Annotated in this window: 27 protein-coding genes; 1 reads left to right on the forward strand and 26 read right to left on the reverse strand. The window is 42.3% G+C overall.

The genetic code is table 11. The features are described from left to right. Positions 1 to 190: 190 nt before the first annotated feature. Positions 191 to 1408, reverse strand: coding sequence for a cell division peptidoglycan polymerase FtsW (ftsW, locus tag A3I5_RS0106620; protein ID WP_018373824.1), 1218 nt, complete (start codon positions 1406 to 1408; stop codon positions 191 to 193). Between the two features lie 133 nt (positions 1409 to 1541). On the opposite strand from ftsW, the gene A3I5_RS0106625 reads away from it, so the two are divergent. After that, positions 1542 to 2024 (forward strand): glutathione peroxidase, encoded by a 483-nt coding sequence (locus A3I5_RS0106625; protein ID WP_018373825.1) that lies wholly within the window; start codon positions 1542 to 1544, stop codon positions 2022 to 2024. 279 nt (positions 2025 to 2303) lie between these two features. Here the strand turns inward: A3I5_RS0106625 and A3I5_RS0106630 are convergent, their stop codons facing one another. The 25 genes from A3I5_RS0106630 to cobA all read right to left on the reverse strand — a co-directional run bounded on the left by A3I5_RS0106630 (position 2304) and on the right by cobA (position 26404). Beyond that, positions 2304 to 2876: a flavin reductase family protein gene (locus A3I5_RS0106630; RefSeq protein WP_018373826.1), complete on the reverse strand. Its 573-nt coding sequence runs from the start codon at positions 2874 to 2876 to the stop codon at positions 2304 to 2306. Positions 2877 to 2894: 18 nt separating this feature from the next. After that, positions 2895 to 3650, reverse strand: coding sequence for an ABC transporter ATP-binding protein (locus tag A3I5_RS11755; RefSeq protein ID WP_083903314.1), 756 nt, complete (start codon positions 3648 to 3650; stop codon positions 2895 to 2897). Further along, a complete protein-coding gene (locus A3I5_RS0106640) occupies positions 3643 to 4431 on the reverse strand; it encodes an ATP-binding cassette domain-containing protein (RefSeq protein WP_018373828.1) in 789 nt (262 codons plus the stop codon). The genes A3I5_RS11755 and A3I5_RS0106640 overlap by 8 nt, the downstream gene beginning before the upstream one ends. Then, positions 4416 to 5225 carry an ABC transporter permease gene (locus A3I5_RS0106645; protein ID WP_018373829.1) on the reverse strand — a complete coding sequence of 270 codons (810 nt, stop codon included), beginning with the start codon at positions 5223 to 5225 and terminating at the stop codon, positions 4416 to 4418. Before A3I5_RS0106645 ends, A3I5_RS0106640 begins: the two co-directional genes overlap by 16 nt. After that, complete coding sequence (locus A3I5_RS0106650; protein WP_018373830.1) at positions 5218 to 6153, reverse strand: ABC transporter permease; 936 nt, start codon at positions 6151 to 6153, stop codon at positions 5218 to 5220. Before A3I5_RS0106650 ends, A3I5_RS0106645 begins: the two co-directional genes overlap by 8 nt. Positions 6154 to 7007: 854 nt before the next feature. Beyond that, positions 7008 to 8618, reverse strand: a complete 1611-nt coding sequence (gene nikA / locus A3I5_RS0106655; protein WP_018373831.1) for a nickel ABC transporter substrate-binding protein — start codon at positions 8616 to 8618, stop codon at positions 7008 to 7010. Positions 8619 to 8972: 354 nt separating this feature from the next. Beyond that, positions 8973 to 10076: an NADH-dependent flavin oxidoreductase gene (locus A3I5_RS0106660; RefSeq protein ID WP_018373832.1), complete on the reverse strand. Its 1104-nt coding sequence runs from the start codon at positions 10074 to 10076 to the stop codon at positions 8973 to 8975. 392 nt (positions 10077 to 10468) lie between these two features. Further along, a complete protein-coding gene (locus A3I5_RS0106665; RefSeq protein WP_018373833.1) occupies positions 10469 to 11056 on the reverse strand; it encodes a histidine phosphatase family protein in 588 nt (195 codons plus the stop codon). After that, positions 11053 to 11775: an adenosylcobinamide-GDP ribazoletransferase gene (cobS, locus tag A3I5_RS0106670; protein ID WP_026216971.1), complete on the reverse strand. Its 723-nt coding sequence runs from the start codon at positions 11773 to 11775 to the stop codon at positions 11053 to 11055. The genes A3I5_RS0106665 and cobS overlap by 4 nt, the downstream gene beginning before the upstream one ends. Next, entirely contained in the window at positions 11772 to 12356 is a 585-nt protein-coding gene (gene cobU / locus A3I5_RS0106675) for a bifunctional adenosylcobinamide kinase/adenosylcobinamide-phosphate guanylyltransferase (RefSeq protein WP_018373835.1), read from the reverse strand. The genes cobS and cobU overlap by 4 nt, the downstream gene beginning before the upstream one ends. Next, complete coding sequence (hemL, locus tag A3I5_RS0106680) at positions 12349 to 13635, reverse strand: glutamate-1-semialdehyde 2,1-aminomutase (RefSeq protein WP_018373836.1); 1287 nt, start codon at positions 13633 to 13635, stop codon at positions 12349 to 12351. Before hemL ends, cobU begins: the two co-directional genes overlap by 8 nt. A 1-nt stretch (position 13636) precedes the next feature. Further along, the gene (gene hemB, locus A3I5_RS0106685) at positions 13637 to 14617 is read right to left on the reverse strand and encodes a porphobilinogen synthase (protein ID WP_018373837.1); all 981 of its coding nucleotides are present in this window, start codon (positions 14615 to 14617) and stop codon (positions 13637 to 13639) included. Between the two features lie 2 nt (positions 14618 to 14619). After that, positions 14620 to 15330 (reverse strand): uroporphyrinogen-III synthase, encoded by a 711-nt coding sequence (locus A3I5_RS0106690; protein ID WP_018373838.1) that lies wholly within the window; start codon positions 15328 to 15330, stop codon positions 14620 to 14622. Next, positions 15327 to 16235: a hydroxymethylbilane synthase gene (gene hemC / locus A3I5_RS0106695; RefSeq protein WP_018373839.1), complete on the reverse strand. Its 909-nt coding sequence runs from the start codon at positions 16233 to 16235 to the stop codon at positions 15327 to 15329. The genes A3I5_RS0106690 and hemC overlap by 4 nt, the downstream gene beginning before the upstream one ends. After that, positions 16201 to 17481, reverse strand: a complete 1281-nt coding sequence (hemA, locus tag A3I5_RS0106700) for a glutamyl-tRNA reductase (protein ID WP_018373840.1) — start codon at positions 17479 to 17481, stop codon at positions 16201 to 16203. Before hemA ends, hemC begins: the two co-directional genes overlap by 35 nt. 475 nt (positions 17482 to 17956) lie before the next feature. After that, the gene (locus A3I5_RS0106705) at positions 17957 to 18388 is read right to left on the reverse strand and encodes a precorrin-2 dehydrogenase/sirohydrochlorin ferrochelatase family protein (protein ID WP_018373841.1); all 432 of its coding nucleotides are present in this window, start codon (positions 18386 to 18388) and stop codon (positions 17957 to 17959) included. Positions 18389 to 18396: 8 nt separating this feature from the next. Further along, positions 18397 to 18972 (reverse strand): cob(I)yrinic acid a,c-diamide adenosyltransferase, encoded by a 576-nt coding sequence (locus A3I5_RS0106710; RefSeq protein ID WP_018373842.1) that lies wholly within the window; start codon positions 18970 to 18972, stop codon positions 18397 to 18399. Between the two features lie 2 nt (positions 18973 to 18974). Next, positions 18975 to 20471, reverse strand: coding sequence for a cobyric acid synthase (locus tag A3I5_RS0106715; RefSeq protein ID WP_018373843.1), 1497 nt, complete (start codon positions 20469 to 20471; stop codon positions 18975 to 18977). Between the two features lie 2 nt (positions 20472 to 20473). Beyond that, complete coding sequence (locus A3I5_RS0106720) at positions 20474 to 21274, reverse strand: energy-coupling factor ABC transporter ATP-binding protein (RefSeq protein ID WP_018373844.1); 801 nt, start codon at positions 21272 to 21274, stop codon at positions 20474 to 20476. A gap of 17 nt (positions 21275 to 21291) precedes the next feature. Further along, entirely contained in the window at positions 21292 to 21957 is a 666-nt protein-coding gene (locus A3I5_RS0106725) for a CbiQ family ECF transporter T component (RefSeq protein WP_018373845.1), read from the reverse strand. 173 nt (positions 21958 to 22130) lie between these two features. Further along, on the reverse strand, positions 22131 to 22415 hold the full coding sequence (locus A3I5_RS0106730; RefSeq protein ID WP_018373846.1) for an energy-coupling factor ABC transporter substrate-binding protein: 285 nt from the start codon (positions 22413 to 22415) through the stop codon (positions 22131 to 22133). Then, positions 22412 to 23137: an energy-coupling factor ABC transporter permease gene (locus tag A3I5_RS0106735; protein ID WP_018373847.1), complete on the reverse strand. Its 726-nt coding sequence runs from the start codon at positions 23135 to 23137 to the stop codon at positions 22412 to 22414. Before A3I5_RS0106735 ends, A3I5_RS0106730 begins: the two co-directional genes overlap by 4 nt. 337 nt (positions 23138 to 23474) lie before the next feature. Next, on the reverse strand, positions 23475 to 24176 hold the full coding sequence (locus A3I5_RS0106740) for a cobalt-factor II C(20)-methyltransferase (protein WP_018373848.1): 702 nt from the start codon (positions 24174 to 24176) through the stop codon (positions 23475 to 23477). A gap of 9 nt (positions 24177 to 24185) precedes the next feature. Continuing rightward, a complete protein-coding gene (locus A3I5_RS0106745; RefSeq protein ID WP_018373849.1) occupies positions 24186 to 24953 on the reverse strand; it encodes a sirohydrochlorin cobaltochelatase in 768 nt (255 codons plus the stop codon). Then, entirely contained in the window at positions 24950 to 26404 is a 1455-nt protein-coding gene (gene cobA / locus A3I5_RS0106750; RefSeq protein WP_018373850.1) for a uroporphyrinogen-III C-methyltransferase, read from the reverse strand. The genes A3I5_RS0106745 and cobA overlap by 4 nt, the downstream gene beginning before the upstream one ends. Positions 26405 to 26410: the final 6 nt, after the last annotated feature.

The following is a 26410-nucleotide window of genomic DNA, read 5'->3' on the forward strand; positions in this document are numbered from 1 at the left end:
TTTAGTGTTTTTTCTATCATACCATTTTTTTAGAAAATGGCTACGATTTGCCTCATCATTTTCAGAAAAAAGAAATAAAAAAGGAACAAGACCGAACTCCTTCATCGAAATCAGGTCTTGTTTCTTGAAATTATCTTACGTTATCAATAGATTTGTTCGGAATTTACAACAATTTCTAAAGGGTCCATGTCTAATACTGACTAACTTCTATTTCTCGTTCTAGGGAGTCGCGCTTTTCACTGGCATCGATATTTAGCACAAAGGCGATAGCTAAGGAAATGGTCAAAAGGCTGTTCCCTCCTTGGGAAAGAAAAGGAAAGGTAACACCCGTTGATGGAATCAAGCCTGACATACCACCAATATTAACAAAAGTCTGCATGAGGAGCATTCCACCAACACCAAGCGCCATCATGGCGTTAAAAGAGTTTTTGGCACGAATACCGACCAAGAAAATCCGCAAAATCAAAAAGAAAAGCAGAGCTAAAACAAGACCAGCACCGATAAGCCCCAACTCCTCTATCACGATAGAAAAGACAAAGTCCGTATGGGCTTCTGGTAAGAAGCCATTCTTTTGAATGGAGTTGCCTAGACCTCGGCCAAACCAACCACCATTGACAATGGCGTAATAAGAATTGGTCAACTGCAAACCAGCCCCTTGCGGGTCAGCAAAGGGATCATAAAAAGCGCTGAAGCGTCTGGCAACATAGCCAAAGACTGGAACACGGGTCATGACATCAACACCGACAATCCAAATCAAGCCAAGAAAAGATCCCGCACCTAAAACGATAGCTCCAATAATCACCTGAAACCAACGATGCCCAATACCCGAAACAGATACCATAATGGCAATCGTTAAGGCGATAATCACAGCGTTTCCCAAGTCAGGCATGATAACAACCAGACCTACCAAGAGAGCTGAAACTGTCCGCCAATCGTTTAACGTTCGCGGAATCATCTGGTTCTCCGTAATGACCTGATAGTCGTACTTAGCGATCATCTCCTCCTTGGTGGAAAATTTATAAGCCAAAAACCAGACAATAATAAGCTTAAGGTACTCAGCCGGCTGTAAAGTCACACCGGGGGCCACACTGAGCCAGCCATAAGCGCCATTACGGGTTTCCCCTAAAAAGCGAGCCAGAATCAGTAATATTGCCTCAACTATAATCACTATCCCTATAATGTTGCTATTCCCCAGAAAGGTTAATTTCATACGGTAGATAATCCAAAGCAAAGCCAAGCTTAGCACAAAAAAGCCTGCTTGGTTTACCACTGCGCTAAAAGGACTAGCACCATTTAATACCGAACTTGCACTGGTCGTTGAATACACAATAATTAAGCCCAATACTGATAAAATCAAGTAGGGCAATAAAATTGAGTAATTCAAGAGATGCCGTTTATCAATCTTCATACTTCACCATATTTCATTCATTTATCGTCAAACTTCATTATAGCATTTTTCACAGTAGAAACAAACTGGAAAGAAAGGTTTGTGGTAAAATAATAATCACACAAATTGTTGCATTTTTAAGGAGTAAACTACTATGACAAACATTTATCAAATCCCCATCGAGCTCCAAAATGGAGGTCAGACAACCTTAGACTCCTATAAAGGCAAGGTGCTCTTGATTGTTAATACCGCAACTGGTTGTGGCTTGACTCCTCAATACGAAGGTCTCCAAAAACTCTACGATACCTATCAAGAAAAAGGCTTAGAAATTCTAGACTTTCCCTGCAACCAGTTTATGAATCAAGCACCTGGAACCGACACTGAAATCAATAGCTTTTGCGAGCTCAATTACCAGACGACTTTCCCACGATTTAAGAAAGTAGATGTTAACGGTAAAGACGCCTGTCCTCTCTTTGTGCATCTCAAAGACCACAAATCCGATCCTTTACTTGGAAAGGCTATCAAGTGGAATTTCACCAAATTCTTGGTTGACCGAGAGGGGCAAGTCGTTGCCCGCTTTAACCCACAGACTGAGCCTGAAAAAATGGAAGAACAGATTAGGCAATTGTTAGGATAGGGTTGTGAAGTAACGTCCGAAATATCAGTCAGGCGCTGGCAGATTTAAGAGAAAATCCTAATTTTTACAAGAGTGCTGAAAAACAATATCCAATAAACCAAAACGAATGTGAGCACTTCTTTCAAGTCTGTGAAAGATGCTCATCATTCGTTTTTTATCATTTCTGTTTTTTCAGAAGACACTGTATCTGTCGGATGTTTTTCTAGAAAACTTGATCTCACTTTCAAATATCTGGTGTCAAGTTTTTGACTTCTTTGTTCATCCTAATCGTCAGGAAATTTACTTTTCCTTGTCTCTGATTTCTTTGATGATACTTCCCATCTTGACAAAGTCATCATTATAGTAACGATACAATCTTGCAGCTCCATCTCCTATATAGCTAATGGGTGAAAAGTCCTGGCTTTTAAACGCATTGTTTTCATCAATTAAGCTTTCTTCAACCACTCGGCGTGTGACACGTCCGATGATATTGGTCAGCGCTCCACATTCGACGAGTTCAATGACCTCACACTCGATAGAGACAGGACAAGCGTCAACAAGAGGGGCGTCTATTGTCTCTCCTACAGTGTAACGTAAACCTGTTATGGCAAATTTATCTTTTCGGCTATTAAAACCTGCTATTTCTGCTTCTTTGGTTAGTTCTTGTGTTGGAATATTAACGGTGAACTGTCCGTGCTTTGCAATCTCGGTTACCGCATTTCCTTTTGTTCTCATAGCAACGACCATCATACTGCCTAATGAATAAGCTGAACTGGACGTAGAAATATTGTAACCATGGACGTCGTCTTTGTATCCTAGAAAGAATACGGGAAAACCAAAGTATAATTTTCGTGTTTCAAATGTTTGTTTCATATTTTTCCAATCTTTTCGTTATTTCGTCTCTAATGTGACCATCATTTTTCTTAATTGGCACTTAGAATATTTGGGATTTTGACTTTCTACTAGCAGATTTTGTGTCGCAGGGTGATGAATCTGAATCGGATTTTCAAAACGAGTGATTTCATCTACAATTGTCCCATCAAACATGACCAATATTCGATTACAAATCGCATAACAAAGGTTAAAGTCATGTGAGATAAAGATATAAGTCTGCTGATAGGTTTCTTTTAATTGATAGAGTAAGCGTAGCAACTGTCCTTGAATCAAGGGATCTAAGCCACTTAGCGCCTCATCAAAGATAATCACTTCTGGTTTTAATAAGAGCGCACGCGCAATGCAGACACGCTGCAATTGCCCACCGCTTAATTGTCGCGAGGTCTTGGTCAGATAGGACTCATCTAGGCCAACATCGTTTAAAATAGAAACCAGCTCATCTTGCGCTACTGTATCCTGCCTAGCTTCGGTTAAGATTTCCTTAACCGTAAACAGAGGGTTCACCGCATGAGTAGCATCTTGAAAGACCAGTAAGACTTTTGCTCCTTCTTTTGCGCTATAAGGTTTTCCGTCTAATAAAATTTCCCCAGAGCTTGCCTTTTCCAGTCCAACAAGTAAACGGGCTAGGGTACTTTTACCAGTACCACTTTCCCCCATGATACCAACATTCTCGCCTTTTTTCAGGGAGAAATGGCAATCTTTGAGCACTTCTTTTTTGTTAAATTGCTTAAATACATGTCGACACTCAATCATCATTTCTCACCAGCCTTTCATAAGGATTTCCAAGAATTAGCTCTCTCGTATAAGGGTGCTTAGGATTTTCTAAAATCTCCTCAACATTTCCCTGCTCTACAATCTCGCCTTGATAAAGGACAAAGATAGTCCCTCCTAAAGATTTTGCTAAGTCATAATCATGCGTTACTGTGATAATAGTCTTTCCTTGCTCTTGCAATCGTTTTAAAATAGTAAGAATATTATCGCGATTGTAAGCATCTAAAGAAGAGGTTGGCTCATCAAGAATAATGGTATGGGAATCTAAACAGAGGAGAATCGCTAGCATAATCCGCTGCAACATACCGCCACTCAGTTCAAATGGATAACTTTCCAACAACCGATCAATGTGACCCAACCGCACTTCCCTCATCGCTAGGCTTGCTTTTTGTAAACACTGCTCTTTTGAGTAAGAAAAATGGCTCTGCATCGTCTCTATAAAATGTATCTTGATTTTCTGAAAGGGGTTAAACATGGCCATTGGATTTTGCATCATATAAGCGAGTTCTTTCCCATGCAAGTGCTGCCATTCTTTGGGAGTAAGCTGCTGTAAATTCTTCGTTTTATAGTGAATCGTACCTGTTAATTGGGCATTGGCAGGAACTTGTCCCACCATCAGTTTGGTCAGAAGTGTTTTTCCAGCGCCACTTTCACCGATAAAGCTATAGGATTGCCCCAACTCTAGGCTCAGATTAATGTCATTTAGCAAGAGCTTTTGTTCCAGCCGCAAGGACAGCTGATGAATACTTAGCCTTTCTTCCATCGCCTTCTCCATCCTTTCTCATCAACATATTCTCCAGCTAGATTAAAAGAGATAACGGTTAAAAAGATGGCCAAGCCAGGTGACATCATCATCCAGACAGCCGTTCTAAAATAAGGTCTAGCATCATGCAACATCATTCCCCATTCTGCAATATTCGGCTGAACACCGATCCCAAGAAAGGAAAATCCTGAAATCATCAAAATAATATTGCCAATATTCATCAAGGAAATCACCAAAATCGGTTTGTAAATAAATGGCAGGATGTGGTGTCTCAAAATGTGAACAGTGGATAATCCCATGGTCTGGGCTGCAATCACATACGATTCTTGCTTGGCACTTCGGACGAGATTTGTCACCAAGCGCGCATAATAGATCCACTCAACCGCGACAATAGCGACCACCATGTTGGCCATACCTTGTCCCAAAATCCCTATAGTTGCTAAAGAGAGCAGAAAACTCGGAAAAGACGAGATGACATTTGAAAACCAGAGAAAAACTGCTTCTACTTTGCCCTGATACCAACCAACAACCAACCCTACTCCAACTCCCAATATCCCCTCTAAGATAGTAATGACAAGAGAAAGAAAGAGAGAAAATCTTGCTCCAGCAATCAAACGGGAAAAAACATCACGTCCTAACTGGTCGGTTCCTAAAAAATGAATGGCACTAGGAGGAGCAAGCTTATTGGCTACATCTACATATTGCGGATCAAAAGGTGTCAGAAGAGGAGCAAATAATGCGCAGAAGACAAGCACTATCAATATGAAGCTAGAAAATACGAACCGCTTACTCATGTGCACTCCTTTCTTTTTTCCTTACCCGAGGATCAATCCTCCGAATGAAATGCTGATTCACTAGATTATTGAGTAAAAATAAGAACCCAAATAGAAGCATACAGGCTTGAATAACTGGAATATCAACCGCTTGTAGGCTATGGACAAAGACACTGCCTATCCCATTCCAAGCAAAAACTTCTTCAACAATCAACGATCCTGTCAGTAAATAAATATAAGTTAAGCTTAGCCCAGTCGCTAGAGCTGGCATGGCATTTGGAAGCAGGTGGTGCTTGATAATAAACCATATCTTGACACCGCGTAAGCGTGCATTTTCGACATGAAGACTTGTCAATTGCTCATTAATTGCCTTTCTAACGAGAGCTGTGTATTGCCCGATTAAAGAAAAACTCAAGGTGATACTTGGTAAAAGGACACTCGTAAAACCTGCCTTTCCCGATACAGGGAGCCATTTTAAGTGAACAGCGAAAAGGAGAATCAACAGATAGCCTAGCCAAAAACTTGGCATTGATACGCTCGCAAAGGAGAAAAATTGAACAATGCGGTCAAAGTAAGAATCTTTGTAGATACCGCTCAAAATACCTAGTGGCAAGGAAATCACTAGAATCAAGAGAAAAGAAACGAGACCAAGATAAAATGTCGATAAAAAGCTTTCTAAAACGAGTGGTAGCACAGGCACCTTCCAGAGATAGGAGATTCCAAAATCTCCTAAAAAAGCCTTTTGCAGCCATGATAGGTACTGCTCTAACCATGACTTATCAAGCCCCAGATACTCACGTGCCTGTTCTAAAGCTTCGGGAGTAATCGCAATTCTTGAAATCCGCAAGTAATTTTCAGCAGGATTGCTTGAAGATAACTTCGTCAAAAGAAAAGTCAAAACAGAAATCATTAGTAAAGCTGTTAGAAATGAAAAGCATTTTTTAAGCATCACATCTCCTTAAAACAAGATACGAGAGCGTGAAAAGCACAAAGTGCACTCAAGAGTATCCATATCTGTAAAGTGAGCGAAGCTCACAACAGCTACGGAAATATAGGAAATCTGACGAAGAGTCTCTGGGACTCTAGGAAGATTTCTACCTAAAGGTAGCCACAGCTGTAATCAACTGAAGTTGGAACACCTGCGTCTCTTTTTCACACAGTGCTTAGCTCGAGTTCAACCAAGATATGAGGACGTTAAGAAAATGTAAGGAAAAATAGAGAATCGGAGAAGATTATCGTAGTAATCAATACGATTCATCTTTTTTCCAACATTTTTAGTCCGAATTCAATTACACAAGATACAAAGCCCGTTAAAAACTCAAAACAAAAATAGGCGGCCGAACAGGCAGTGGAACAAAAATCGGTAATTTTGAAGAAATTCGATTTCCCTCGCTCTCCAGTTTCTTGGCTCGGGCTAAAATAATCCACTGGATTATTTTACTCCCAGCCCCGCCGCAAGGCTGGGAGTAAGACTTGTTGCCCGTGCCAACTTAGTCTTCCCCCTGCACAGATCATTAGGTGCTTTAACACCAATGAACCACTGCTGATTAGGTTTGTAAAAGCCCATTTATCGGCGCATTAGAAATCAATCAGCTACTGCGTCAACAGCTTTAATCTAAAAAAGATAAGCACAGACCTACAAAATTAACTTGACGAAAACATGGCGGAAGCCCTTTCTCCCTTCAAAAGGGTAGAAAACATCTTATATCTTACTTGTGAATACAGGTTCTAAAATAGATTTCCTGCGAAGCATTGCTTCTTATTTTGGTAAAAGGAAGAATGTTTCGCAGAAAGTCTAGTGCCTTATTTTGTCTTGCTAATGTAGCGCACAGGCAAGGCATTTTCCTCTGGTGCAAAACGGACACCTTCAAGCTCACCAGTACGGTAAACGGATACCACTGACTGATAAGTAATAGGGATATAGAGCGCTTCTTCATGTAAAAGCGTCAAAGCTTTTTTATATCCTTCATCAACCTTTTCTTCGTCCGGTTCAACCAAGGTAGCTTTAATCACTTGATCCAGTTCTGGTTTGATGGCAAGGGATTCTAGTGAGATATTCTCAGGATGACCGTGTGCTGCTTTTGCTGTTAGCGCAGACATCCAAGCATGCGGATCCCAAGGTGCTCCCCATGAATAAGTCAGCATCAGATCAAAGTTTCCTGTCTTGGCATTGGCCCAATAGTCATCTTCTTCCATCGCTTTTAGCTGCACATCAATGCCAAGTTTTTTCCATTCCCCTTGAAAATATTCTCCAAGATCTTTATCGGTTGCTTTTGTAGAGATATACGGCATATTGAGGGTAAGTTTTTGCCCATCTTTTTCACGAATCCCGTCAGCTCCTTTTTTCCAGCCAGCTTCATCAAGTAATGCTTCTGCTTTTGCTAAATCATACTCATAGGGCGTTAGACCTGCGTCAGAATGCGGGGTTGATTTTGAAAAGATAGTGTCTGCTGGTGTCTCGGTTCCCCTAAAGAGGTCATTTGCAATAGACTTTTTGTTCATGGCATGGTTCATGGCAATCCGAACGTTCTTATCTTTAAAGACAGGTTGCATAGCGTTTAAAAGTAGCAAACGAGTAGACATTGGTTGAGACACAGCAGTCGTATACTTGTCGTCTTTGGCATATTGAGCAAAGGTGTCTAAACCAATCAAGCCATTTCCATATAATAAATCTAAATTACCAGCATCAAATTCGAGCGCACGTGTTTGCGCATCTGGAATGATTTTGATGGTCACTTCTTTTAATTTTGGTTTTTCGCCCCAGTAATTCTCGTTGCGCTCAAAGGTAATGTACTCATTTGATTTTTTATCCTTGACAATCCATTGACCTGTACCAATTGGCTTTTGGATATTATCTTTTGTCGTGTCATCCCCTTTAGGAAATCCTGCGTCTCCTAAAAAGCGGATCGGACGAATCATTGCCAAATCATACATGGTAGCACTATAGGGCTGTTTCAGCTTTATTTCAAATGTATGATCATCAACCACTTTGTAGGTGTCTAGCTGATCTGTAAAACCAAACCAATTGTGGTTGCCTTTGTTTGCTTCTGAAAAGATAGTGTCAAAATTTCTTTTGACATTTTCTGCTGTAAAGTCTGAACCGTCGGAGTATTTTGCTTGACGAAGTTTAAAGGTATAAGTTTTTCCGTCCTCACTCATTTCCCATGATTCGGCTAACGCAGGCTCAATCACGCCATTATCACCATAGCGAACCAAGCCTTCATAGACCATATCTTGGATGACAAATTGATCTGGGTTATAACGATGAGGATTGACATCTCCAAAATCTTCTCCCCATGCTAGTGTCAAGGTATCTTTGCTTCCTCCTTGTGAGGTCGATATGCCCTTTGCTTGACAAGCAACTAATACAAGAGAGCATAGCGCGATAACTGCTATTAGTAATTTCTTTTTCATCATAACTTCTTTCTATTTCGCTTAGTAAGTTAGAACCTGTATTCACAAGTAAGATAGATTGATTCAAGGAATCGTTTTTTGAAAATCTAGGGAATAGGGGGGTTATACTCAATAATAATCAAAAAGCAAACAAATTGAACTGAGTTCAGCCTAAAACCTCGGAAAATAGAGACACAGGTGTTCCAACTCTAGTTGGTTACAGCTGTGGCTACCTTTAGGTAGAAATCTTCCTAGAGTCCAAAGACTCTGTGTCAGATTTCCTATATTTCCGTAGCTGTTGTGAGCTTCGCTCACTTTACAGATATGGATACTCTTGAGTGCACTTTGTGCTTTTTACGTCCTCGTATCTTAATATTAGTAGTTTCCTTCAAGGTAATCTCGTAATTCTTCAACAAATGAGGCTGGAAGCTGTAAATGCTCCTTCAACTCATCGCGATAACGTAAAATCATTTCCCCTTCTTTCTTTTCCAAAACCTTTTGTGTCCAATCAGGCTCCAACAATAGAGCCTTTCCTAGAGCAACTAAAGGAACACCTGCATCTAGGACTTTTTGAGCGTCTTCTCCTGTCTGAATGCCACCCACAGCAATCAAAGGAACGCGATGACCCACTTTTTTGATGATCGGATACAAAATAGGCTCTTCTGCCGTGACATTTCGAATCGATGACTGCCACGCATTGCCAATAGAGAGATGCAGATAATCCACCTGTAAGCGAATCAATTGCTCCAATAATTGCAAGGTATCATGCAACTGAATCCCTGGCTCTTCAATTTCTTCGGGTGAAAAACGATAACCGATTAAAAATGGACGTCCTGCTTCTTCTTTGACCAACTGCTTGGCTTTTTTGAGCAATGTTTTTGCAAAGCGCATACGATTGTTTGCTGTGCCACCCCATTTGTCTTTACGAATATTCGAGTGCGGGGAATAGAATTGTTGAATCAGATAGGTATTTGCTCCGTGCAATTCCACACCATCAAAACCAGCCTTAATGGCACGACGGATAGCCTCTAAAAAGTAGCCTATCATCTCGTCTACTTCCTCATAGGTCAAGGCACGTGGTTCTGCAACATAGCCATGTAAGGCTTTTACAGCACTTGGGGCAACTGGTTGGCCTTCTATCAGATTTGGCAACACCATGCGCCCTCCATGATAGACTTGGAGTATCGCTAAGCAGCCCTTTTCCTGGATGGCTTTTGCTAGGCGGCTCAGGCCTTCTATTTTATCATCTTCTGCCACGCTAAAACTATCTGGAAATGCTTGCCCTTTCGGATGAACATAGGCACTTCCTGTAATAATCATGCCAGCAGCCTCTGCTCGTCGAGCATAGTAATCAATATCTGCCTGAGAAACATAACCTCCTGGCTCGCAGGCACTAATGGTCATCGGAGCTAGTACAACCCGATTTTTCACCTCTAAACCATTTGAAAAAACAAGTTTATCTTGAATGGATACTGTCATCCGTCTCCTCCTTCATAAGATACAAAGGGCGTGTAGAAATGCGTTGGAAAATAAGGGAGTGACCGATGAGTCCGAAGACTCAAGGGAACTCACGCATTTTACCGAGCATTTTAGCCCGTGTTCAGTTCTAAGATACAAAGCCCGTTAAGAAAAGCGCTGGAAAATCGCGGTAAGTCAGTCATCTTTGATGACGTTGACGCACCCCGACCAAGACGACTAGGGTTTTCACAGATGAAATCGAAGAAAACCCAGACGGCTACGGTCTTAGTCATACCAAAATCAATCTAGCTTTTAGGCCGAATTCAGTTGTAAGATACAAAGGGCGTTCAAAAATGCGTTGGAAAATAAGGGAGTGATCGATGAGTCCGAAGACTCAAGGGAACTCACGAATTTTAGCCCGTGTTCAGTTTTAATATTTCTACATCCCACTGTTTTTCAGAAACCTCTTTCAAGTAGGTCACCGTACCTTGTGGAAAGTCAATCTCCCAGAATACAGCTGATCTATCGATGAGATATTGATAAATTAATCGAAGAACACCTAGATGCGCCACAATGGCAATGGTGTCCTGCGCATGTTTTTCGACTAAAAACTCTGTGGTTTGCCAAACTCGGTTTTGAAATTCATTAAACGGTTCTGCACCAGATGGCGTGACCTCAAACGGTGCCTGTAACCAAGCATTCCACTCGTCTGGAAAGCCTGCTTGGATTTGGTCGGCATTTAACCCTTCCCACTCTCCAAACCCTTTTTCGTCTAAGCTTTTTAGAGCGTCAAAGGACGTAGGAAAGACAAGCTCTGCTGTTTGATGTGTGCGCCGCAAACTACTCGTGTAGACCTTATCTACTGGGTGTTCTGCCATAATCTGGCCAAGAATAGCTGCCTGTTTTTTGCCTCTGTCATTGATGGGTACATCGGTGCTTCCATAAAAATATCTTGCTTGATTATAATCTGTTTCGCCATGTCGCATCAAATAAATCTTCATATCATCAACCCCACTATGAACAATATCTGAGCAATCTCAACGAAAGCCCCCAATGTATCTCCTGTATGCCCATCTATCTTTTGATAGACAAATCCTCGGTAGACAATTGCTCCAAAAAATACGAGAGCATAGGCTATCAAGCCTTTTTGAGCAAAGGCAGCAAATGATAGAAAAATGGGAAGTACTTGACTGAGTGCTATTTGTCCGACAGTAGTCCCTGCAAAAAATTGTCCTGAACCTCCGCCTTCTCTGGCATATGTCATCCGATACAGCTGCAAGGCTAACCCTGCTTTCCCAATCATGGAAAGAAAGGCGACGATCAGCCACTTTGGCTCAGGGAGATAGTCATAAGACACAATCATGATGCTATAATACAAGACCAACGCCAAGACACCGTTACTGCCAATCCGGCTGTCTTTCATAATCTCTAGCATTCTTTCTTTTTTTCGAGAAGAAAAGAGGCCATCTGCCATATCGGCTAATCCGTCTAAATGAAAACCACCTGTCAAAAGAACATCAAATAAAAGTGTCAAAATCCAAGCTATCTTCCCCGGCAAGAAAAGCTGAACCAGATAGTACCAGCCTGCCGACAAGAGTCCCAGCAAAAGACCAAACAGGGTAATGACTGGAATCCCTTTTCGAACATAGGCAATATCGACCTCTTTATTGATGACAATACGACTAAAAAATTGCGTGTAAAGAATCAGTGCCTGAATCATTTCAATCGTTGTGATAGCCCACAAATAACAAGATAGACTTCACTTGCCTCCTTTGCCAATCGTTGATTGATTTTTCCTAAAAGATCGCGAAAATAGCGTCCTAATTTCGTCTCGGGCACAATGCCTAACCCAATTTCATTCGTTACAACGTAGAGGGTTGCCTTGGTGTTAGAAAGCACTTCTAAGAGATTTTCCCACTCTGTTTCGATGGTTTTGGTCACGAGTTCTTGCTCATCTTTGGTCAAAAAATCATCGTCTGCTAGCATCAGCTTTTCTGGAAAATGACGCTCAACAGCATCAAACAGCACATTAGTGGTCAGCATCGTGGCACAATCTAGCAAATAATAATCATAGTCTTGCTCTTTTATCCACTGGCTAAGCCCTGCATATTGCTCATGAGTTGCCCAAGTTTTCGGACGGCGTTCTTGGTGCAGACGCACACGTTCTTGCCACTCCTCATCCTTGTGCTTGATGACACCTGTTGCAATATAGCAGACCCGCTCTTTGTCCCATAATTGCGCTTCCGTAAAACTCGACTTCCCGCTTCTTGCGCCACCTGTTACCAGTACCAACTTACCCATAGATTTCTCCAAATACGTGGTCAAATGCCTGTAATGTCCGGTCAATGTCCTCTTTTGTATGCTCTGTGGACATGAAATTTGACTCATATTGCGAGGGTGCTAGATAAATCCCTTTTTCGAGTAGCAAACGATGGACTTTTGCAAATAGGTGGTGATCACTCGCCTTAGAATCTTCAAAATTGCAGACAGGATGGTCGTTAAAGAAAAAGCCAAACATCGTTCCTGCACTTACAACTTGAAGAGGAATCTGATATTTCTCTTTCAAGCGCTCTAAGCCCGTACACAGCTGCTCAACGCGATCAAGCATTTGCTGAAACAAGTCAGGAGTTAATCGCTTGACGGTCTCATAGCCTGCCGTCATCGCAATCGGATTGCCTGATAGGGTACCCGCTTGGTAGATGGCTCCAAGGGGCGCCACCTGATCCATATACACTTTTTTGCCACCAAAAGCAGCTACTGGAAAGCCACCACCGACAACCTTGCCAAGACAAATCAAATCTGGCTCTACTTGATACAGTCCAATCGCTCCTGTGTAGCTAGCACGGAAGCCCGTCATCACCTCATCCACGATAAAGAGCGCTCCGTACTCCCTTGTCAGATCACGGATAGCCCGAATAAATTCCTCACTTGCCTTAATCAAGCCCATATTGCCAGCTACCGCTTCAATAATCACCCCAGCAATTTCTGTACCGTGTTGCTCAAAACACTCTTTGAGCGCTGCGATATTATTATAAGGCAAGCTGATGGTCTGACTTGCAGTGGCAGCCGGCACACCAGGAGAATCGGGAAGGCCAAAGGTTGCGATGCCTGATCCTGCTTCCACAAGAAAGGAATCACTATGTCCATGATAGCAACCGATAAACTTTACGATTTTATCACGCTTGGTGACTCCACGAGCTACCCGAATGGCACTCATGGTGGCTTCTGTTCCAGAATTGACCATGCGAAGACGTTCTAAGTAAGGCACACGCTCTTGTAACAGTTTTCCAAGTTTGGTTTCTAAAGGACTTGGCGCACCATAGCTCGTTCCTTTTGCCACTGCTTCTTGCACTGCCGCAATGACCGGATCAGGGGCATGGCCTAAAATCATTGGCCCCCATGATAAAACATAGTCAATGTACTCTTGCCCATCTATGTCATACAGATAAGCCCCTTTTGCTTTGTCAATGAATAAGGGAGTTCCACCTACTGCCTTAAAGGCACGTACTGGGCTATTGACACCTCCTGGAAAAACGTCTTGCGCTTCTAAAAAGGCTTTTTTTGATTGTTCTTGCTTCATCTCACACTCCTTTTTCTGAAAGATATGCAGCAACATCTTTCGCAAAATAGCTAATGATTAAATCAGCACCTGCTCGCTTCATGCCGATGAGAGTTTCGAGGACCAGTGATTGTTCATCAATCCACCCATTTTGAGCAGCCGCTTTAATCATCGCATATTCCCCGCTGACATTATACGCTACCAAAGGAAGCTGCGTTTGATTTCTCACATCTCGTAAAATGTCTAAGAAGGCTAGGGCTGGTTTGACCATTAAGAAATCAGCTCCTTCTTCTTCGTCACTCTTAGCTTCTCGAAGAGCTTCCAAGCGATTGGCAACATCCATTTGATAGGTTTTACGATCCCCAAAAGCAGGGGCGCTTTCACCTGCATCACGAAACGGTCCGTAAAAACTTGACGCGAATTTAATCGCGTAAGACATGATCGGAATATCCTGAAAACCAGCTTCATCTAAGCCCTTACGGATGGCATAGACATAGCCATCCATGGCATTTGATGGGGCAATAATATCTGCTCCTGCACGCGCTTGACTAACCGCGACTTTGACGAGACGTTTCAGCGATAGGTCGTTATCCACCACCTCGCCTTTTAAAATGCCACAATGACCGTGACTTGTAAATTCACAAAGACAAGTATCGGCAATCACAATAATGTCAGGATAGGCTGTTTTGATGAGAGAAATGGCTTGCTGGACAATACCCTTTTCTGCTGAAGCTTGTGAGCCCTGTTCATCTTTTTTCTCAGGAATCCCAAATAAGATAAAGGCCTTTATCCCTAATTGAACGCACTCTCTCACTTCCTCGACAATAGCTGTGAGGGGAAATTGGTAAACGCCCGGCATGGAAGGGACTTCCTGTTTTTGGTCTATCCCTTCTTTGACAAACAAAGGCTGAATCATATCATCTATTGATACATGTGTTTCCCTCACTAAATCTCGCATGACAGGATTTTTTCTCAAACGTCTGTGTCTTGAAAATGGCTCCATTGCTATTTTCTCCTTTTTCTAATAATATCTTCGACCATATTTTCAACCGATGGGCTGTCTGGCATAAAATGGACAGCTTGTCCAGCTTCTAGCACCGCTTTTGCTGTGCTGGTGCCAATCACTGCTATTTGGTGTGTCTCTGGCAATTGGGGACAGACCTCATAAAAGCTCTGCCAAGCTGATGGACTGGCATAGGTCCACAGGACATTTTCTTCTATCAAGTACTGGCCAATCTTTTCTTGGCTAACGGTATTGGGCTTGGTATCGTACAAAGGCCAAGCAATCACGTCGTGACCATGTTTTCGTAAGGTATCTGCAAGGACAGGATTGGATAAGCTACTTTGTGGTAGTAAAATCGTTTGTCTGACTAACTTCAAGTCTAACCATTCTTTGGCAAATTCTGTGGCATATTGATAGGTGGATTCAAAGTCAATGGTATGCCCCAAGGCCTGCACTGCTTTGCTCGTCTGATGACCGATCGTTGCAATACGAGTTTTGTCTCCAATGTATGGGGCAAAAAAGTCAACAGCAACAGCGCTGGTAAAAAAGAGCCAGTCAGCTTGTGGCAGCCGCTGTAAGACCCACTCTGGCAGCGGATTTGCTTGACAGGTGATTAGGGGAAGATGGCACACCTCAAAAGAATGCCTTTCGAGCCGTTCTCTCAACTCTTCATCAAGAGGGTGCTCTCTGGTAAACAGAATCTTTTGTGTCATCTTATGCCAAATGCTCCCTGCTTTTCTAGCTGTTCAACCACCTGACTTGCTAAGTTCTGTGTCTTTTCTCCTGAAACTCTTGCATAGACACAGGTCCCATCTGCTGTAGCAAGCATGGCATCTAACTGATAGCCACTGGATGTTTTTTGAGCCAAGGCCGCCAGAGGAAAGGTGCAATCCGCCTGCATCAAGGCTAGAACTTCTCGCTCTAGCGTGACCTCATCTGCCGTTTCCTTATCATGAACTTCCTTTAACAGATGGAGCACATTCATATCACCTTGTCGGCATTCAATCGCCAAAGCCCCTTGAGAAATAGCAGGTAAGCAGTCACTGACGTCTAATACCTCTATGGGAAGAGCCTCGTCTTCTAACCAGCCAATCCGTGATAGACCAGCCATCGCAAGAACAATGGCATCGTATTCTCCGTCTAAGACCTTTTGAACCCGCGTATCAATATTGCCACGTAAGTCACGAATCTCTAAATCTGGGCGCAGTTTCAGGAGCTGTACTTTTCGGCGCAAACTACTTGTTCCAACGCAAGCCCCTTTAGGAAGACGCTCTAAGGTCATGCCTTTTTGATGAAAAATCAGACAGTCTCGCGCATCTTCACGCTTTGGAATAGCCCCTATCTGACAGCCCTCAACCAATAAAGCTGGCATATCCTTTAGGCTATGGATTGCCAAATCAATTTCCTTGTCTAGTAAAGCTCGCTCAATCTCTTTGACAAACACTCCTTTTCCACCAATTTCTTGTAAACTAACGTGACTCAGCCGATCTCCCTTCGTCGTATAAGGAACGAGTTCAAAGGTAATTTCTGGGTGAAACTGCTGAATCTGGTCTAATACTTGCTTGGTCTGGGTTTGAGCTAACTTACTGTTTCTCGTTCCCACTTTGATGACGGTCATGGCCTTCCTCCTCCTTTTGCTTGCCTAAGCCAAAAATCTTGCTAATCAGGGCAATATCATAGGCTGCATTTTCACCGATAGACATTTCTTTTAACTGCAAAATCGGCTCTTTAATGATTTGATTGACAATACTTTTCATATGCTTGGCGATTTGCTTTTGCTCACGCGGTGTCAAATCTGGCAATTTTCGATTGAGACTTTCTAGAGCGGCTTCCTGAGCTTGAATGGCATGTTCTCTTATCTCACGAATCAAAGGAACAATTCCCAACTGCTGCCGCCATTCATCAAATTTTATCAGCTCACCTTCCACCTCATCTGCTATTTTGGCGGCGATTTGCTGCCGTTCAGCTTGATAGAGTTCAAGCTGATTGGTCAGATTTTCAATATTGTACAACTGCAAATCCGAGTTTGGATGAATCGTCCTTGGAAGACATAAATCAAAGGCAATCACATCTTTTTTCATCATGGAAGCAAACAGGATGTATTCACCTGCCTTGACTGCTGAAAACAGGACATCAGCTTGCTTAGCAACAGCTGCTAACTCCTCCCAAGAATGGGCAGAAACACGTGAATCTTCCAGAAATGGACTGGCTTTTTCAATTGTTCTATTGACTAGCATAATATCGCTAAATGGTTTTTTCAAAGCATACTTTGTCACCAGCTGACCAATCTCCCCTAAACCAATAATCGCAATCTTTTTTTGTGTGTAATCTAGCTCCAGATTATCCAGCTGCTGCATAGCCGTCAAACCAATGGAAATCGGACGTGCATTGATACGGTATTCATCGTGCATCCGTTTGGCAAATGTTAGGACCTGCTTAGACACTTCATTTAAAATAACACCTGTTGTTCCCGCCTCTTGCGCCTTTAAAAAAGCCTGCTTTACTTGTCCAAGAATCTGCGTCTCTCCTAAAATTTTCGACTCTAAACCGATCGAAACACGAAGCAAATGCCGCAAGACATCATCGTTTTCTTTAAATAATAGATAAGGCTCAAGGTCTGCTACTTCTATCTGAAACCAATTGGCTAAAAAATGCTTGGCATAGTAGCGACCTGTATGAAGCTGATCAACCACAAGGTAAAGCTCTGTGCGGTTGCAGGTTGAGACAATGACATTTTCTAGCACACTTTTTTCTTTGGCTAATGCTTGAAGGGCGTCTTCTCTCTCCTCATCTGAAAAATGCACTCTTTCTAAGACTGAAAGTGGTGTTTCTTTATGTGTCAGCCCCACATATAATAAATACATACCTATTTCCCTCTTCTATCTTTACTGATGGATATTTGATATTCGCCTTGTCACATCTTGCGGAATTGAGTTCCGCAAAAATAGTCACGCGCTGGTTGGAATTCTATTGATTTATTAGCGGTAGCTCGCTGGGGTCTCACAACGAGGCTGGGACAAAAGTAGCTCCAACCTCCTGTATTTTTAGATTTACTAACAAGACGCAGTGGTTGAGTGGGCTCTAATACGTTGATAAATCAACTTTTAGAACCCTACTCAACGGTTCGCTGTCTCCAATCGTTTGCTTACAACGTGCGCAACTCTTGGACAGCCCCGTAACTGTGCGGAGGTGGGATAGAAATTATCCAGTGGATGATTTCTATCTGAGCCTTGAAATAAGAGAGCGAAGAAAATCGAATTTCTTCGAAATTACCGATTTTTGGCCCACCGCCTGTTCGGCCGCCTATTTTTACCGTGCTCGCTTAACGGGCTTTGTATCTTACAGCTCCTCTAATAGTTTTTCTAGTTTTGTTCGGACTTCTTTGGAGCGTTCTGGTGAGAGGCCATTGGTTGAAATCATGACAGAAAAATCTTGTGCTTTAGCGATAGCGACATTATAGAAATCTGAGAAGTGTTTATCTCCTGTGTTATTGACCAATTGACTAGGATGCGCGTCCATCATGACTTGGCGATTGACAGAAGCGTCATTTGTACAGGCAAAGACCAGCTTCGCATCTGCTAAATCCCCTTTTTGGTAGGTTCTTTTTACCCAAGTAATCGTTTCTGCATCAATCTTCTCATATAAGCTAGGACTGATCACAACTACGTTTGCCTTTTCTGCTATCAGCGTTTTAATTTTCCTTGCTGCTACACGGCCTCCACCGACTACCACAACCTTCTTATCTTGAATATTGATCATAACTGGATACATAAGAACTCCTATGTTTTACTACGAAAAATTTTAGCACTGCGCTTATAAACAGTATCCGAAACGTCTAAGCGATGATTTACCAAACGCGCGATAACAAAGAAATAATCAGATAGACGATTGATATAGGTTAGGCCAACGGGATTAACAGCTTCATCTGCCTCAATAACAGCCACCATACGCCTTTCCAATCTTCGCGTCATGGTACGCGCCATATGAAAGGAACTGGCAATCTTATGCCCACCTGGGATGATAAAATGTTCTAGCTTAGGTGGTATGTGCATATAACGATCCAAGCGTTCTTCTAACCACTGAACATCTGCTTCTTTTTGCTTATACGGACGCAACTCTCTGGGGGTAGCCAAATCACTGCCACAGTCAAATAAGTGCTGCTGGATTTCTTCACACTCATTTCTCAAATCCGCTAAGCAGTCATAGTTGCCCATTTCTGCTACAATCTGCCCTAACAGGGAGCATACTTCATCCATGGTTCCATAGGCTTCCACGCGAACATGTGTTTTGGAGACACGATCGCCACCATAAAGCCGAGTAAAACCGGTATCTCCATACTTTGTATAAATCCTCATAGTTACCTTTCTTGATTGATGATCTGATAAATGCTCTTCATATCCAAGGCATTTCGCAACAAGTCTGCTAATTTATCGTATTCGCGATCTTTAAATTCTTCTAAGGTCACGACTTGTTCGGCAATAGGCGCCAAGCCCTTTTGTTCTCGAATCATATTAAGATAGGCTCTTGTCCACTCCAGATTGTCAAAAACGCCATGCAAATAGGTTCCTTGAACCTGACCACCGTGTGCTACCGCACCATCTGTCCGCCTTGTGTTTTCCCCATTTTGAACGGTAATGGTCGAAAATGGCGTAACGCCCTCATCAAGGGTTGTCTCTCCCATGTGGATCTCATAGCCAGCTAAAACCTGCCCCTGATGCTCTGCTTGAACTTGGGTTGTGCGCTTCACCGCATTGAACCTTGTCGTTGCCCCAATGATTCCTAAGCCTGAGATTTCATCTCGGTCTGACTCGACATGCAGGGGATCCGAGATTTTTTTACCGAGAAGCTGGTAGCCACCGCAAATCCCAAAAATTTGAACACCCTTTTCCAAACAATGCAAGATTTCTTTTTCCAATCCCGATTCACGCAGATAGAGCATATCTTCAATGGTATTTTTACTTCCTGGTAAAATTAATAAATCAGGCAAACCAATCGCATCACCTGGCATCACATACCGAACGGAGACATCAGGTTGGATTTCTAAACTATGAAAATCAGTGAAATTGGACATTCTCTTTAAGCCGACAATAGCAACATCCAGATCTTTTTTGACATCAAAGCGACGACTTTTCTGAACAAGGGCAACACTGTCTTCACTATCAATCGCTAAATCAGCATAAGGGACAACTCCCAGAACAGGAACGTCCGTTAGCTCTTCAATCATGTCAATCCCTGATTGCAGCAGTGCAACGTCTCCGCGGAATTTATTGATAATGACCCCTTTTATACGTGCTCGATCTTCTTTTGGCATCAGTTCGATCGTTCCATAGATCGAGGCAAAAACACCACCTTTATCAATATCAGCCACCAAGATGACAGGCGCATCAACCAATTTTGCCATGCCCATATTGACAATATCGTGGCTATTTAGATTGATTTCAGCTGGACTGCCCGCTCCCTCTAGGACAATGACATCATTTTCGCTGCCCAATTCTTCATACACTTCCTTGATTTTAGGAAGCAGTTCTTGCTTGAATTCGTGGTACTCTACCGCGTCCATATCGGACAATACCTCTCCCATGAAAACGACTTGCGATTTTCTGTCTGATGTTGGTTTTAACAGGACAGGGTTCATTCGAACATCTGGATCTACCCCAGCTGCTTCAGCCTGAACAACTTGAGCCCGCCCCATCTCATAACCTTTTTTTGTGATAAAAGAATTTAAGGCCATATTTTGTGATTTAAAGGGAACAACCGCAAAACCGTCCTGCTTCAAAATCCGACATAGGCCAGCAACAATGATGCTTTTTCCTGCATCAGAAGCTGTTCCTTGAACCATGATTGATTTAACCATTTTCACTCACCTTTCAATTTCTTAAAAAAATCCATTTCACTCTCTGCCAGAGGGGTCTGTAGCGCTTGGTGCAATTTGACAATCCAAGGAGCTTCTAATCCTGCTTCTTCTAACAAAGCAACCTGCTGGAAAAACTCTCTTTTTTCACCTTCTGTAACAACTCTTCCCTTATTTAATAAATAAGCGTAGTCGCAACAATCATACATCAAGTCCATATCATGACTGGTTAAAAGAATATTTGTCCCACTTTTGACCAATTTCTTCATCGTTTGCGCCATTTGCTGGCGTCCTTTAGGATCTAATCCAGCTGTCGGCTCATCTAAGAGAAGATAGTTGGGCTGCAACGCCAACATGCCAGCTATAGCGACACGCTTTTTCTGGCCGTAGCTGAGGTACTGCAAGGGTTTATCCCCTAAATGCTCAATATCAAGCATCTTCATAGCTTGTAAAACACGACGCTCTATTTCTTCTGGTTGATACCCTAGATTTTCCAAAGCTAGTCCAATATCGTCTTTGACAAGGGTATAAAACAGCTGCTGCTCAGGATTTTGAAAGACCATATTGACCTGTTGACGATAGTGATACAAGGCCTTTTTCGTCCTTGAAACAGGAATGCCATTGTAAATCACTTGCCCTTCTTGAGGTAACAAAAGCCCCATAATCACTTTCATCAAGGTGGACTTACCAGAGCCATTGGCTCCTAAAATCCCTGTGATCAGACCTTCCTTAAAATCCATCGAAATATCTTTCAGCGTCAGATTTTCCTTATCGTAAGAAAATGAGACTTGTTTTACTTGCAGCATTTTGTTTCCCCAGCTTTTTAATGTGTATCAAATTTCAACGTTAAGACTTCATTTAATCGCTCATTGTCGTCTAGTAACTTAGTAAATAGGGTACTGGCCAGCATTCCCCATGCTTTATAAGACTTCCTTTTGTAGAAAAAGGCAAACTTCAAATCAAGCGTGTCGCGAATTGTCAAGCATTCATACAGTACCAAAAAAATAAAGCGGTACATGAGAATGATAATGTCCAATAGCACAATAGGAACATGGATTTTCTTAAAAAGTTGAACCATTTGAACAAATGGTACGGTTAGAGTAAAAAAGTAAGTAGATGCTAAAGAAGCATAGATCCTCATCAAGATAAAAGTCGCTTGTGGTAAGGCAGCCTTACTCACACCTAGATAGCCATTTCCAAAAGGAAAGGCAAGAAGAAGGCTTGCTTTTTCTTGATGATAAGTCACAACAAAGGTCAATAAACTGATAAAGATAAACACACTAGCGTGAAGATACCATTTTAGATAGCTCGTGATAGACATACGAGCCACATAGCACGTCAAGGGTATCAGAATCACTACCAATAGTCCTTGTAACGGAATAATACCTGAAAAGCTAATGACTAATGAAAAGAGGTAAAAGATCCCCTTATAGGAAACAGGAACATCTTTCCATCTATTTTGATAAGCATATTTATCAATTAAAAACATGTTATTGACCTCAATCGTGACAGCTGATGTTGTTGAATAAAACTTGAGCTCAGCGCTTCGTAATCTGTAGCCGCTGCAGACTTTGTCTGCTTACAGATATGGCTACCTTTAGGGATAGTTCATCCTAGGAGCGATTGCTTCGTTGTTAGAACTCCTAATTTTGCTTTGCTCGTTCACATCTTAGCTTCCTTTTTACCTTTGTTGTAGCCGATGACATAAAAGATAATTCCTGCTCCGATACTTCCTTGTAAGGTAAATAGCAGACTTTCCACCTCTGATCCTGCGGGTTCAAAGATGGGGGAAAACCACGGTTCATAATCTTCCTGTAGAGAAGAAATGGCTGTTTCCGCTGCATCGTCTGTTCCACTGTATTCAACACCTTTTGGTGCAAAAACAAAGGCAGATAGAATAATAGCAACTGCTGCTAAAAGTAAGAGTAGATTTTTATGTTGTTTCATGCGAATAGCCCTTCCTTTTCTTTCACATGCTCTGAGATGAGATTATAGAGAACGACGGTCAATAATCCTTCTACAATGGCAATTGGGATTTGTGTTGTAACAAAGACACCCATAAATTTCATAGCTGAACCAACGACTCCTGCTGTAGGATCTGGGAAAACGAGCCCCAACTGCAATGAGGTTGTAGCATAAGTTGCTAAATCAGCCACCACCGCACATAAGAACAAGGCGACACGGCGAGAGAGTTTCATTGATAAGGCTAATTTATAAATAAAGTAACCAACGAAAGGCCCTACAACAGCCATTGAAAACGCATTGGCTCCAAGCGTGGTCAATCCTCCATGTGCTAACAATAGAGCTTGAAATAATAAGCAAATGGTTCCCAAAACGCTGACAACAGACGGTCCAAACATCGCTGTTCCCATCCCAACTCCAGTCGGATGAGAGCTAGAACCTGTCACAGAAGGAATTTTCAAAGCAGATAAGATAAAGATGAAAGCCCCTGATAAGGCTAGCATCGTTTTAGAACTAGGATTTTTAGCAACGATTTTTTTGATATTGATCACACCCATGACAAAGAAGGGCAGGAAAATAACGAACCAAATGACAGACCACATAGGAGGCAGGTAGCCTTCCATGATATGCATAGCTTGCACAGGACGTGCAGACAACAGATGCAGAAGTATCGATAAAATAAGAAGATTTTTGACTTGTTTTTTCATATTGAATTCCTTTCATGAAGATAAAGATACGAGCCAGTTAAAAACTCAAAGCAAAGATAGGCGGCCGAACAGGCGGTGGGCAAAAACAGAATTTTTAACGGCTTCACTACTTAATTGAACTCGAGCTACAACTCACTGACAAAAAGAGACGCAGGTGTTTCGGCTTTAGCTGGTTACAACTGAGGCTCCCTTTAGGGATAAATCTCATTGGTTGCAAGTTAACCTGCTTCGATTTCCTATTTTGTCTAGGAGTTGCTTCAACAGTCTAGGAATAGACTATTGAAGGTTGGACATAAAACGAGTAATACTCGTGTCAAACGCCATCGTATCTTAGTTTTCACAACACATTTTTCTTGACAATCATTGTTGTAAAGTAGCTCAGTTTGCTGTCGGGTGCTAGCTTATCCACTCCTTTCATTATGATTTGTTTTTCTGATGAAGAATGGCTCACTAAAAATGTCTGCTCTAATAGCTGGTGTTTCGCTAGTAAGGGAAGAACGACATCTAGGTGGTTGGCCACCTTCATCAAAACAACTGTATCGTGCAATCGCAGGGCTGCGTCCATCTTTTCGACATCAGTTGTGGCAGGAACGACTGCAAAAGATTCTTCGTCCATTGTTAAGGGCTGCCCCAGTTCAGAAGCCATGCTCGTAAAAGAAGTAATCCCTGGAATCGTTTGTGTTTCAATATCTTCTTTTAAAATATCTAATAAATAGCTGTAGGTACTATATACCATAGGATCACCCAGAGTAATAAAGCCAACATTTTTCCCAGCTTGAACATCTTCCACAATTTCAGCAGCAATCGCTTCCCACTGTTTTTTCTTTTCATCTAGTGAAGCAATCATCGGAAAATGGCGTTGCTTAATTTCCAACTGCTCACTTAGATAGGGTTCAGCGATTGAAAGCGCTAGGCTTTTGCTTCGTTTTTTAGCTTCTGGTGTATAGACAATGTCCAAATCTCCCAGCAAACGACTAGCTTTGACAGTCACTAACTCGCTATCACCCGGACCGATACCAATTCCATAAAATTTTGCCATCTGCGCCTCCTACTGTATAATTTCTTCTAAATGCTCAATGTAAAGCTCTTGAATTTCAGCATATTCTCCAAGACCAATCAAATGACTAGAGACCTGATACCCTCGCGATGCAAAATAGGTATACCATGAATCGTCAGCTTCTGACACCAAGTCATTAGTAGCATGATCACCTGCTACCAACATAAAAGGGGCTAAATGAACATCTGTGATAGCATCCTTTTGCAATTGCGCTTCAATCATGTCAATCGGAGGATAGCTCTCTACGCACCCAAGTCTAACAGGAGAACCTGCTAGCATGTGATCCATGGCAGCATAGGCTGTAAAAGCGTAATGTTGACTACCATGCCCCATTAAAACCGTCGCAGACTTCTCACCAAACTGACCGTATTTCTCAAGGAGAACTGCCCTCACTTTCTCATAGTCTTCTTGGCTATTTAAAAGAGGTTTTCCGATTTTTAAAACATCAAAGGCAGCTGTAAATTCTTTGGCCTGTGTCACAATTTTCTCATACTCAGCTCCTAAAATAATGTGAAGAGGCTGAATATAGACTTCACGAATGCCTCGGGCACTCATCTGTTCCAGAGCTTCCTTAACAGTCGGCACAATCAAGTTTTCGTTTTCCTTGATTCGACGCATGACAATCGTAGACGTAAAGGCACGGTAAACCTGATAGCCTGTAAAACGTCTTTGAATGGCTAGCTCGCAGGCTTCAATCGTTTTTTTTCTTGTTTCTGGATAGGTCGTTCCAAAACTCACCACTAAAATAGCTTTTGTCATTTGGCGCTCCTTTTCAGGATTTCTCTACACTTATCACGAATGGAGGCAATCGTTAAGTCGTCCGTCATGATGAGAGACGTGAAGCCTGCTTGTTTTAATACCTCGCTGGTACTTTCTCCCATGACAACAATCGGGATATCTAAAGATGTTACTCCAGTTTCTTTAGCAAAGGCAACAAAGTTCATGGCTGCTACAGAGTTAGGCAAGCAAACGGCTTCTATCTCTGCCCAGTCAATCTTCTCTAATGTGTCCTCAAATCCTAGCGAATGCGTTTTCAAAACAGGGAAAGGATAGAGACGTGCTAACTCTTCTGCCTTATGTCGTGGTGCTATACTATACCAGTTTCCTTTTTCCTCACTCATAGCTGCCAAAAGAGCAGCGTCTGTCATGGTAGCCCCTTTATGCTCAAGCAAGATTCCCGAACGCTCGATTTCTTTTATGGTATGCTGGCCAATTGCTGCAAACCTGATATGCGCAAGCGTGCGTAGGTCAATCTTTTCCTGACGTAGCAGCTCTAATAATAAGCCCCAGCTTTGGGTGTCAGCAATGAGCAGACCGTCCACCGTTGACAAATCGGGCAAGTCACAGGTCAATTTTTCAACCTTATTGCGAGCTGGGAAGGTGACGAGATTGGCACCATCATCCTTTAGTAAGGTTGGTAATTTGCCTGTCGGTGATTCTTGAATCACAATTTTCTTTGCAAACAGTGGTAGGTGCTCATAGAAGTTTAGCTCTTTGCGGAACGCTACGACGTCTCCAACTACAATGAGACTTGGTGCTTTAAACGCATGTTCAGCTACCAACGACACAATCGTTTCCAAATTCCCATCAATCGAGCGCTGCTGAGGATGAGTTCCCCACTCAATGATAGCTACTGGTGTTTCTTTGTCAAATCCTCTTGTTCGTAATTCATGCACGATCGTTTCCAAGTGTTTCATGCCCATCAAAAAGACTAACGTTCCTTTCAATTGGGAAATAGCTTCCCAATTGAGGGCTTCTGTCTCATCCTTTAGATGACCTGTGAAAACGTGAAAGCTAGTTGCGATATCCCGATAAGTCATAGGAATTCCCGCATAAGCAAGACCTGCAATTGCTGATGTAATTCCTGGAACAACTTCAAAAGCCACACCAGCCTTCACAAGAGTGCTGGCTTCTTCACCACCACGTCCAAAAATGTAAGGATCCCCACTCTTCAAACGAACCACACGTTTGCCTTCTTTTGCTTTTGTGATGAGAATGTTCTCAATCTCTTCTTGGCGAACACAAGGCATGCCAGGCTGTTTGCCAACATCTATTATTTCACAATCCGCCTTGACATAACGCAAAAGAGAAGGATTGACCAAGCGGTCAAATACTAGGACATCTGCTTCTTGTAAGCGTCTAACTCCTTTTACGGTTAGCAGATCCACATCACCTGGACCCGCTCCTAATAATGTTACAAAACCCGTCATTATCTT

It is taken from the genome of Streptococcus merionis DSM 19192 (genome assembly GCF_000380085.1).
Taxonomy (GTDB): Bacteria; Bacillota; Bacilli; order Lactobacillales; family Streptococcaceae; genus Streptococcus; species Streptococcus merionis.

Bases quoted from the DNA above. Each gene is read 5' to 3' on its own strand.
- ftsW (WP_018373824.1), bottom strand. From the start codon at position 1,408: ATGAAGATTGATAAACGGCATCTCTTGAATTACTCAATTTTATTGCCC.
- A3I5_RS0106625 (WP_018373825.1), top strand. From the start codon at position 1,542: ATGACAAACATTTATCAAATCCCCATCGAGCTCCAAAATGGAGGTCAG.
- A3I5_RS0106630 (WP_018373826.1), bottom strand. From the start codon at position 2,876: ATGAAACAAACATTTGAAACACGAAAATTATACTTTGGTTTTCCCGTA.
- A3I5_RS11755 (WP_083903314.1), bottom strand. From the start codon at position 3,650: ATGATTGAGTGTCGACATGTATTTAAGCAATTTAACAAAAAAGAAGTG.
- A3I5_RS0106640 (WP_018373828.1), bottom strand. From the start codon at position 4,431: ATGGAAGAAAGGCTAAGTATTCATCAGCTGTCCTTGCGGCTGGAACAA.
- A3I5_RS0106645 (WP_018373829.1), bottom strand. From the start codon at position 5,225: ATGAGTAAGCGGTTCGTATTTTCTAGCTTCATATTGATAGTGCTTGTC.
- A3I5_RS0106650 (WP_018373830.1), bottom strand. From the start codon at position 6,153: ATGCTTAAAAAATGCTTTTCATTTCTAACAGCTTTACTAATGATTTCT.
- nikA (WP_018373831.1), bottom strand. From the start codon at position 8,618: ATGAAAAAGAAATTACTAATAGCAGTTATCGCGCTATGCTCTCTTGTA.
- A3I5_RS0106660 (WP_018373832.1), bottom strand. From the start codon at position 10,076: ATGACAGTATCCATTCAAGATAAACTTGTTTTTTCAAATGGTTTAGAG.
- A3I5_RS0106665 (WP_018373833.1), bottom strand. From the start codon at position 11,056: ATGAAGATTTATTTGATGCGACATGGCGAAACAGATTATAATCAAGCA.
- cobS (WP_026216971.1), bottom strand. From the start codon at position 11,775: ATGATTCAGGCACTGATTCTTTACACGCAATTTTTTAGTCGTATTGTC.
- cobU (WP_018373835.1), bottom strand. From the start codon at position 12,356: ATGGGTAAGTTGGTACTGGTAACAGGTGGCGCAAGAAGCGGGAAGTCG.
- hemL (WP_018373836.1), bottom strand. From the start codon at position 13,635: ATGAAGCAAGAACAATCAAAAAAAGCCTTTTTAGAAGCGCAAGACGTT.
- hemB (WP_018373837.1), bottom strand. From the start codon at position 14,617: ATGGAGCCATTTTCAAGACACAGACGTTTGAGAAAAAATCCTGTCATG.
- A3I5_RS0106690 (WP_018373838.1), bottom strand. From the start codon at position 15,330: ATGACACAAAAGATTCTGTTTACCAGAGAGCACCCTCTTGATGAAGAG.
- hemC (WP_018373839.1), bottom strand. From the start codon at position 16,235: ATGACCGTCATCAAAGTGGGAACGAGAAACAGTAAGTTAGCTCAAACC.
- hemA (WP_018373840.1), bottom strand. From the start codon at position 17,481: ATGTATTTATTATATGTGGGGCTGACACATAAAGAAACACCACTTTCA.
- A3I5_RS0106705 (WP_018373841.1), bottom strand. From the start codon at position 18,388: ATGTATCCAGTTATGATCAATATTCAAGATAAGAAGGTTGTGGTAGTC.
- A3I5_RS0106710 (WP_018373842.1), bottom strand. From the start codon at position 18,972: ATGAGGATTTATACAAAGTATGGAGATACCGGTTTTACTCGGCTTTAT.
- A3I5_RS0106715 (WP_018373843.1), bottom strand. From the start codon at position 20,471: ATGGTTAAATCAATCATGGTTCAAGGAACAGCTTCTGATGCAGGAAAA.
- A3I5_RS0106720 (WP_018373844.1), bottom strand. From the start codon at position 21,274: ATGCTGCAAGTAAAACAAGTCTCATTTTCTTACGATAAGGAAAATCTG.
- A3I5_RS0106725 (WP_018373845.1), bottom strand. From the start codon at position 21,957: ATGTTTTTAATTGATAAATATGCTTATCAAAATAGATGGAAAGATGTT.
- A3I5_RS0106730 (WP_018373846.1), bottom strand. From the start codon at position 22,415: ATGAAACAACATAAAAATCTACTCTTACTTTTAGCAGCAGTTGCTATT.
- A3I5_RS0106735 (WP_018373847.1), bottom strand. From the start codon at position 23,137: ATGAAAAAACAAGTCAAAAATCTTCTTATTTTATCGATACTTCTGCAT.
- A3I5_RS0106740 (WP_018373848.1), bottom strand. From the start codon at position 24,176: ATGGCAAAATTTTATGGAATTGGTATCGGTCCGGGTGATAGCGAGTTA.
- A3I5_RS0106745 (WP_018373849.1), bottom strand. From the start codon at position 24,953: ATGACAAAAGCTATTTTAGTGGTGAGTTTTGGAACGACCTATCCAGAA.
- cobA (WP_018373850.1), bottom strand. From the start codon at position 26,404: ATGACGGGTTTTGTAACATTATTAGGAGCGGGTCCAGGTGATGTGGAT.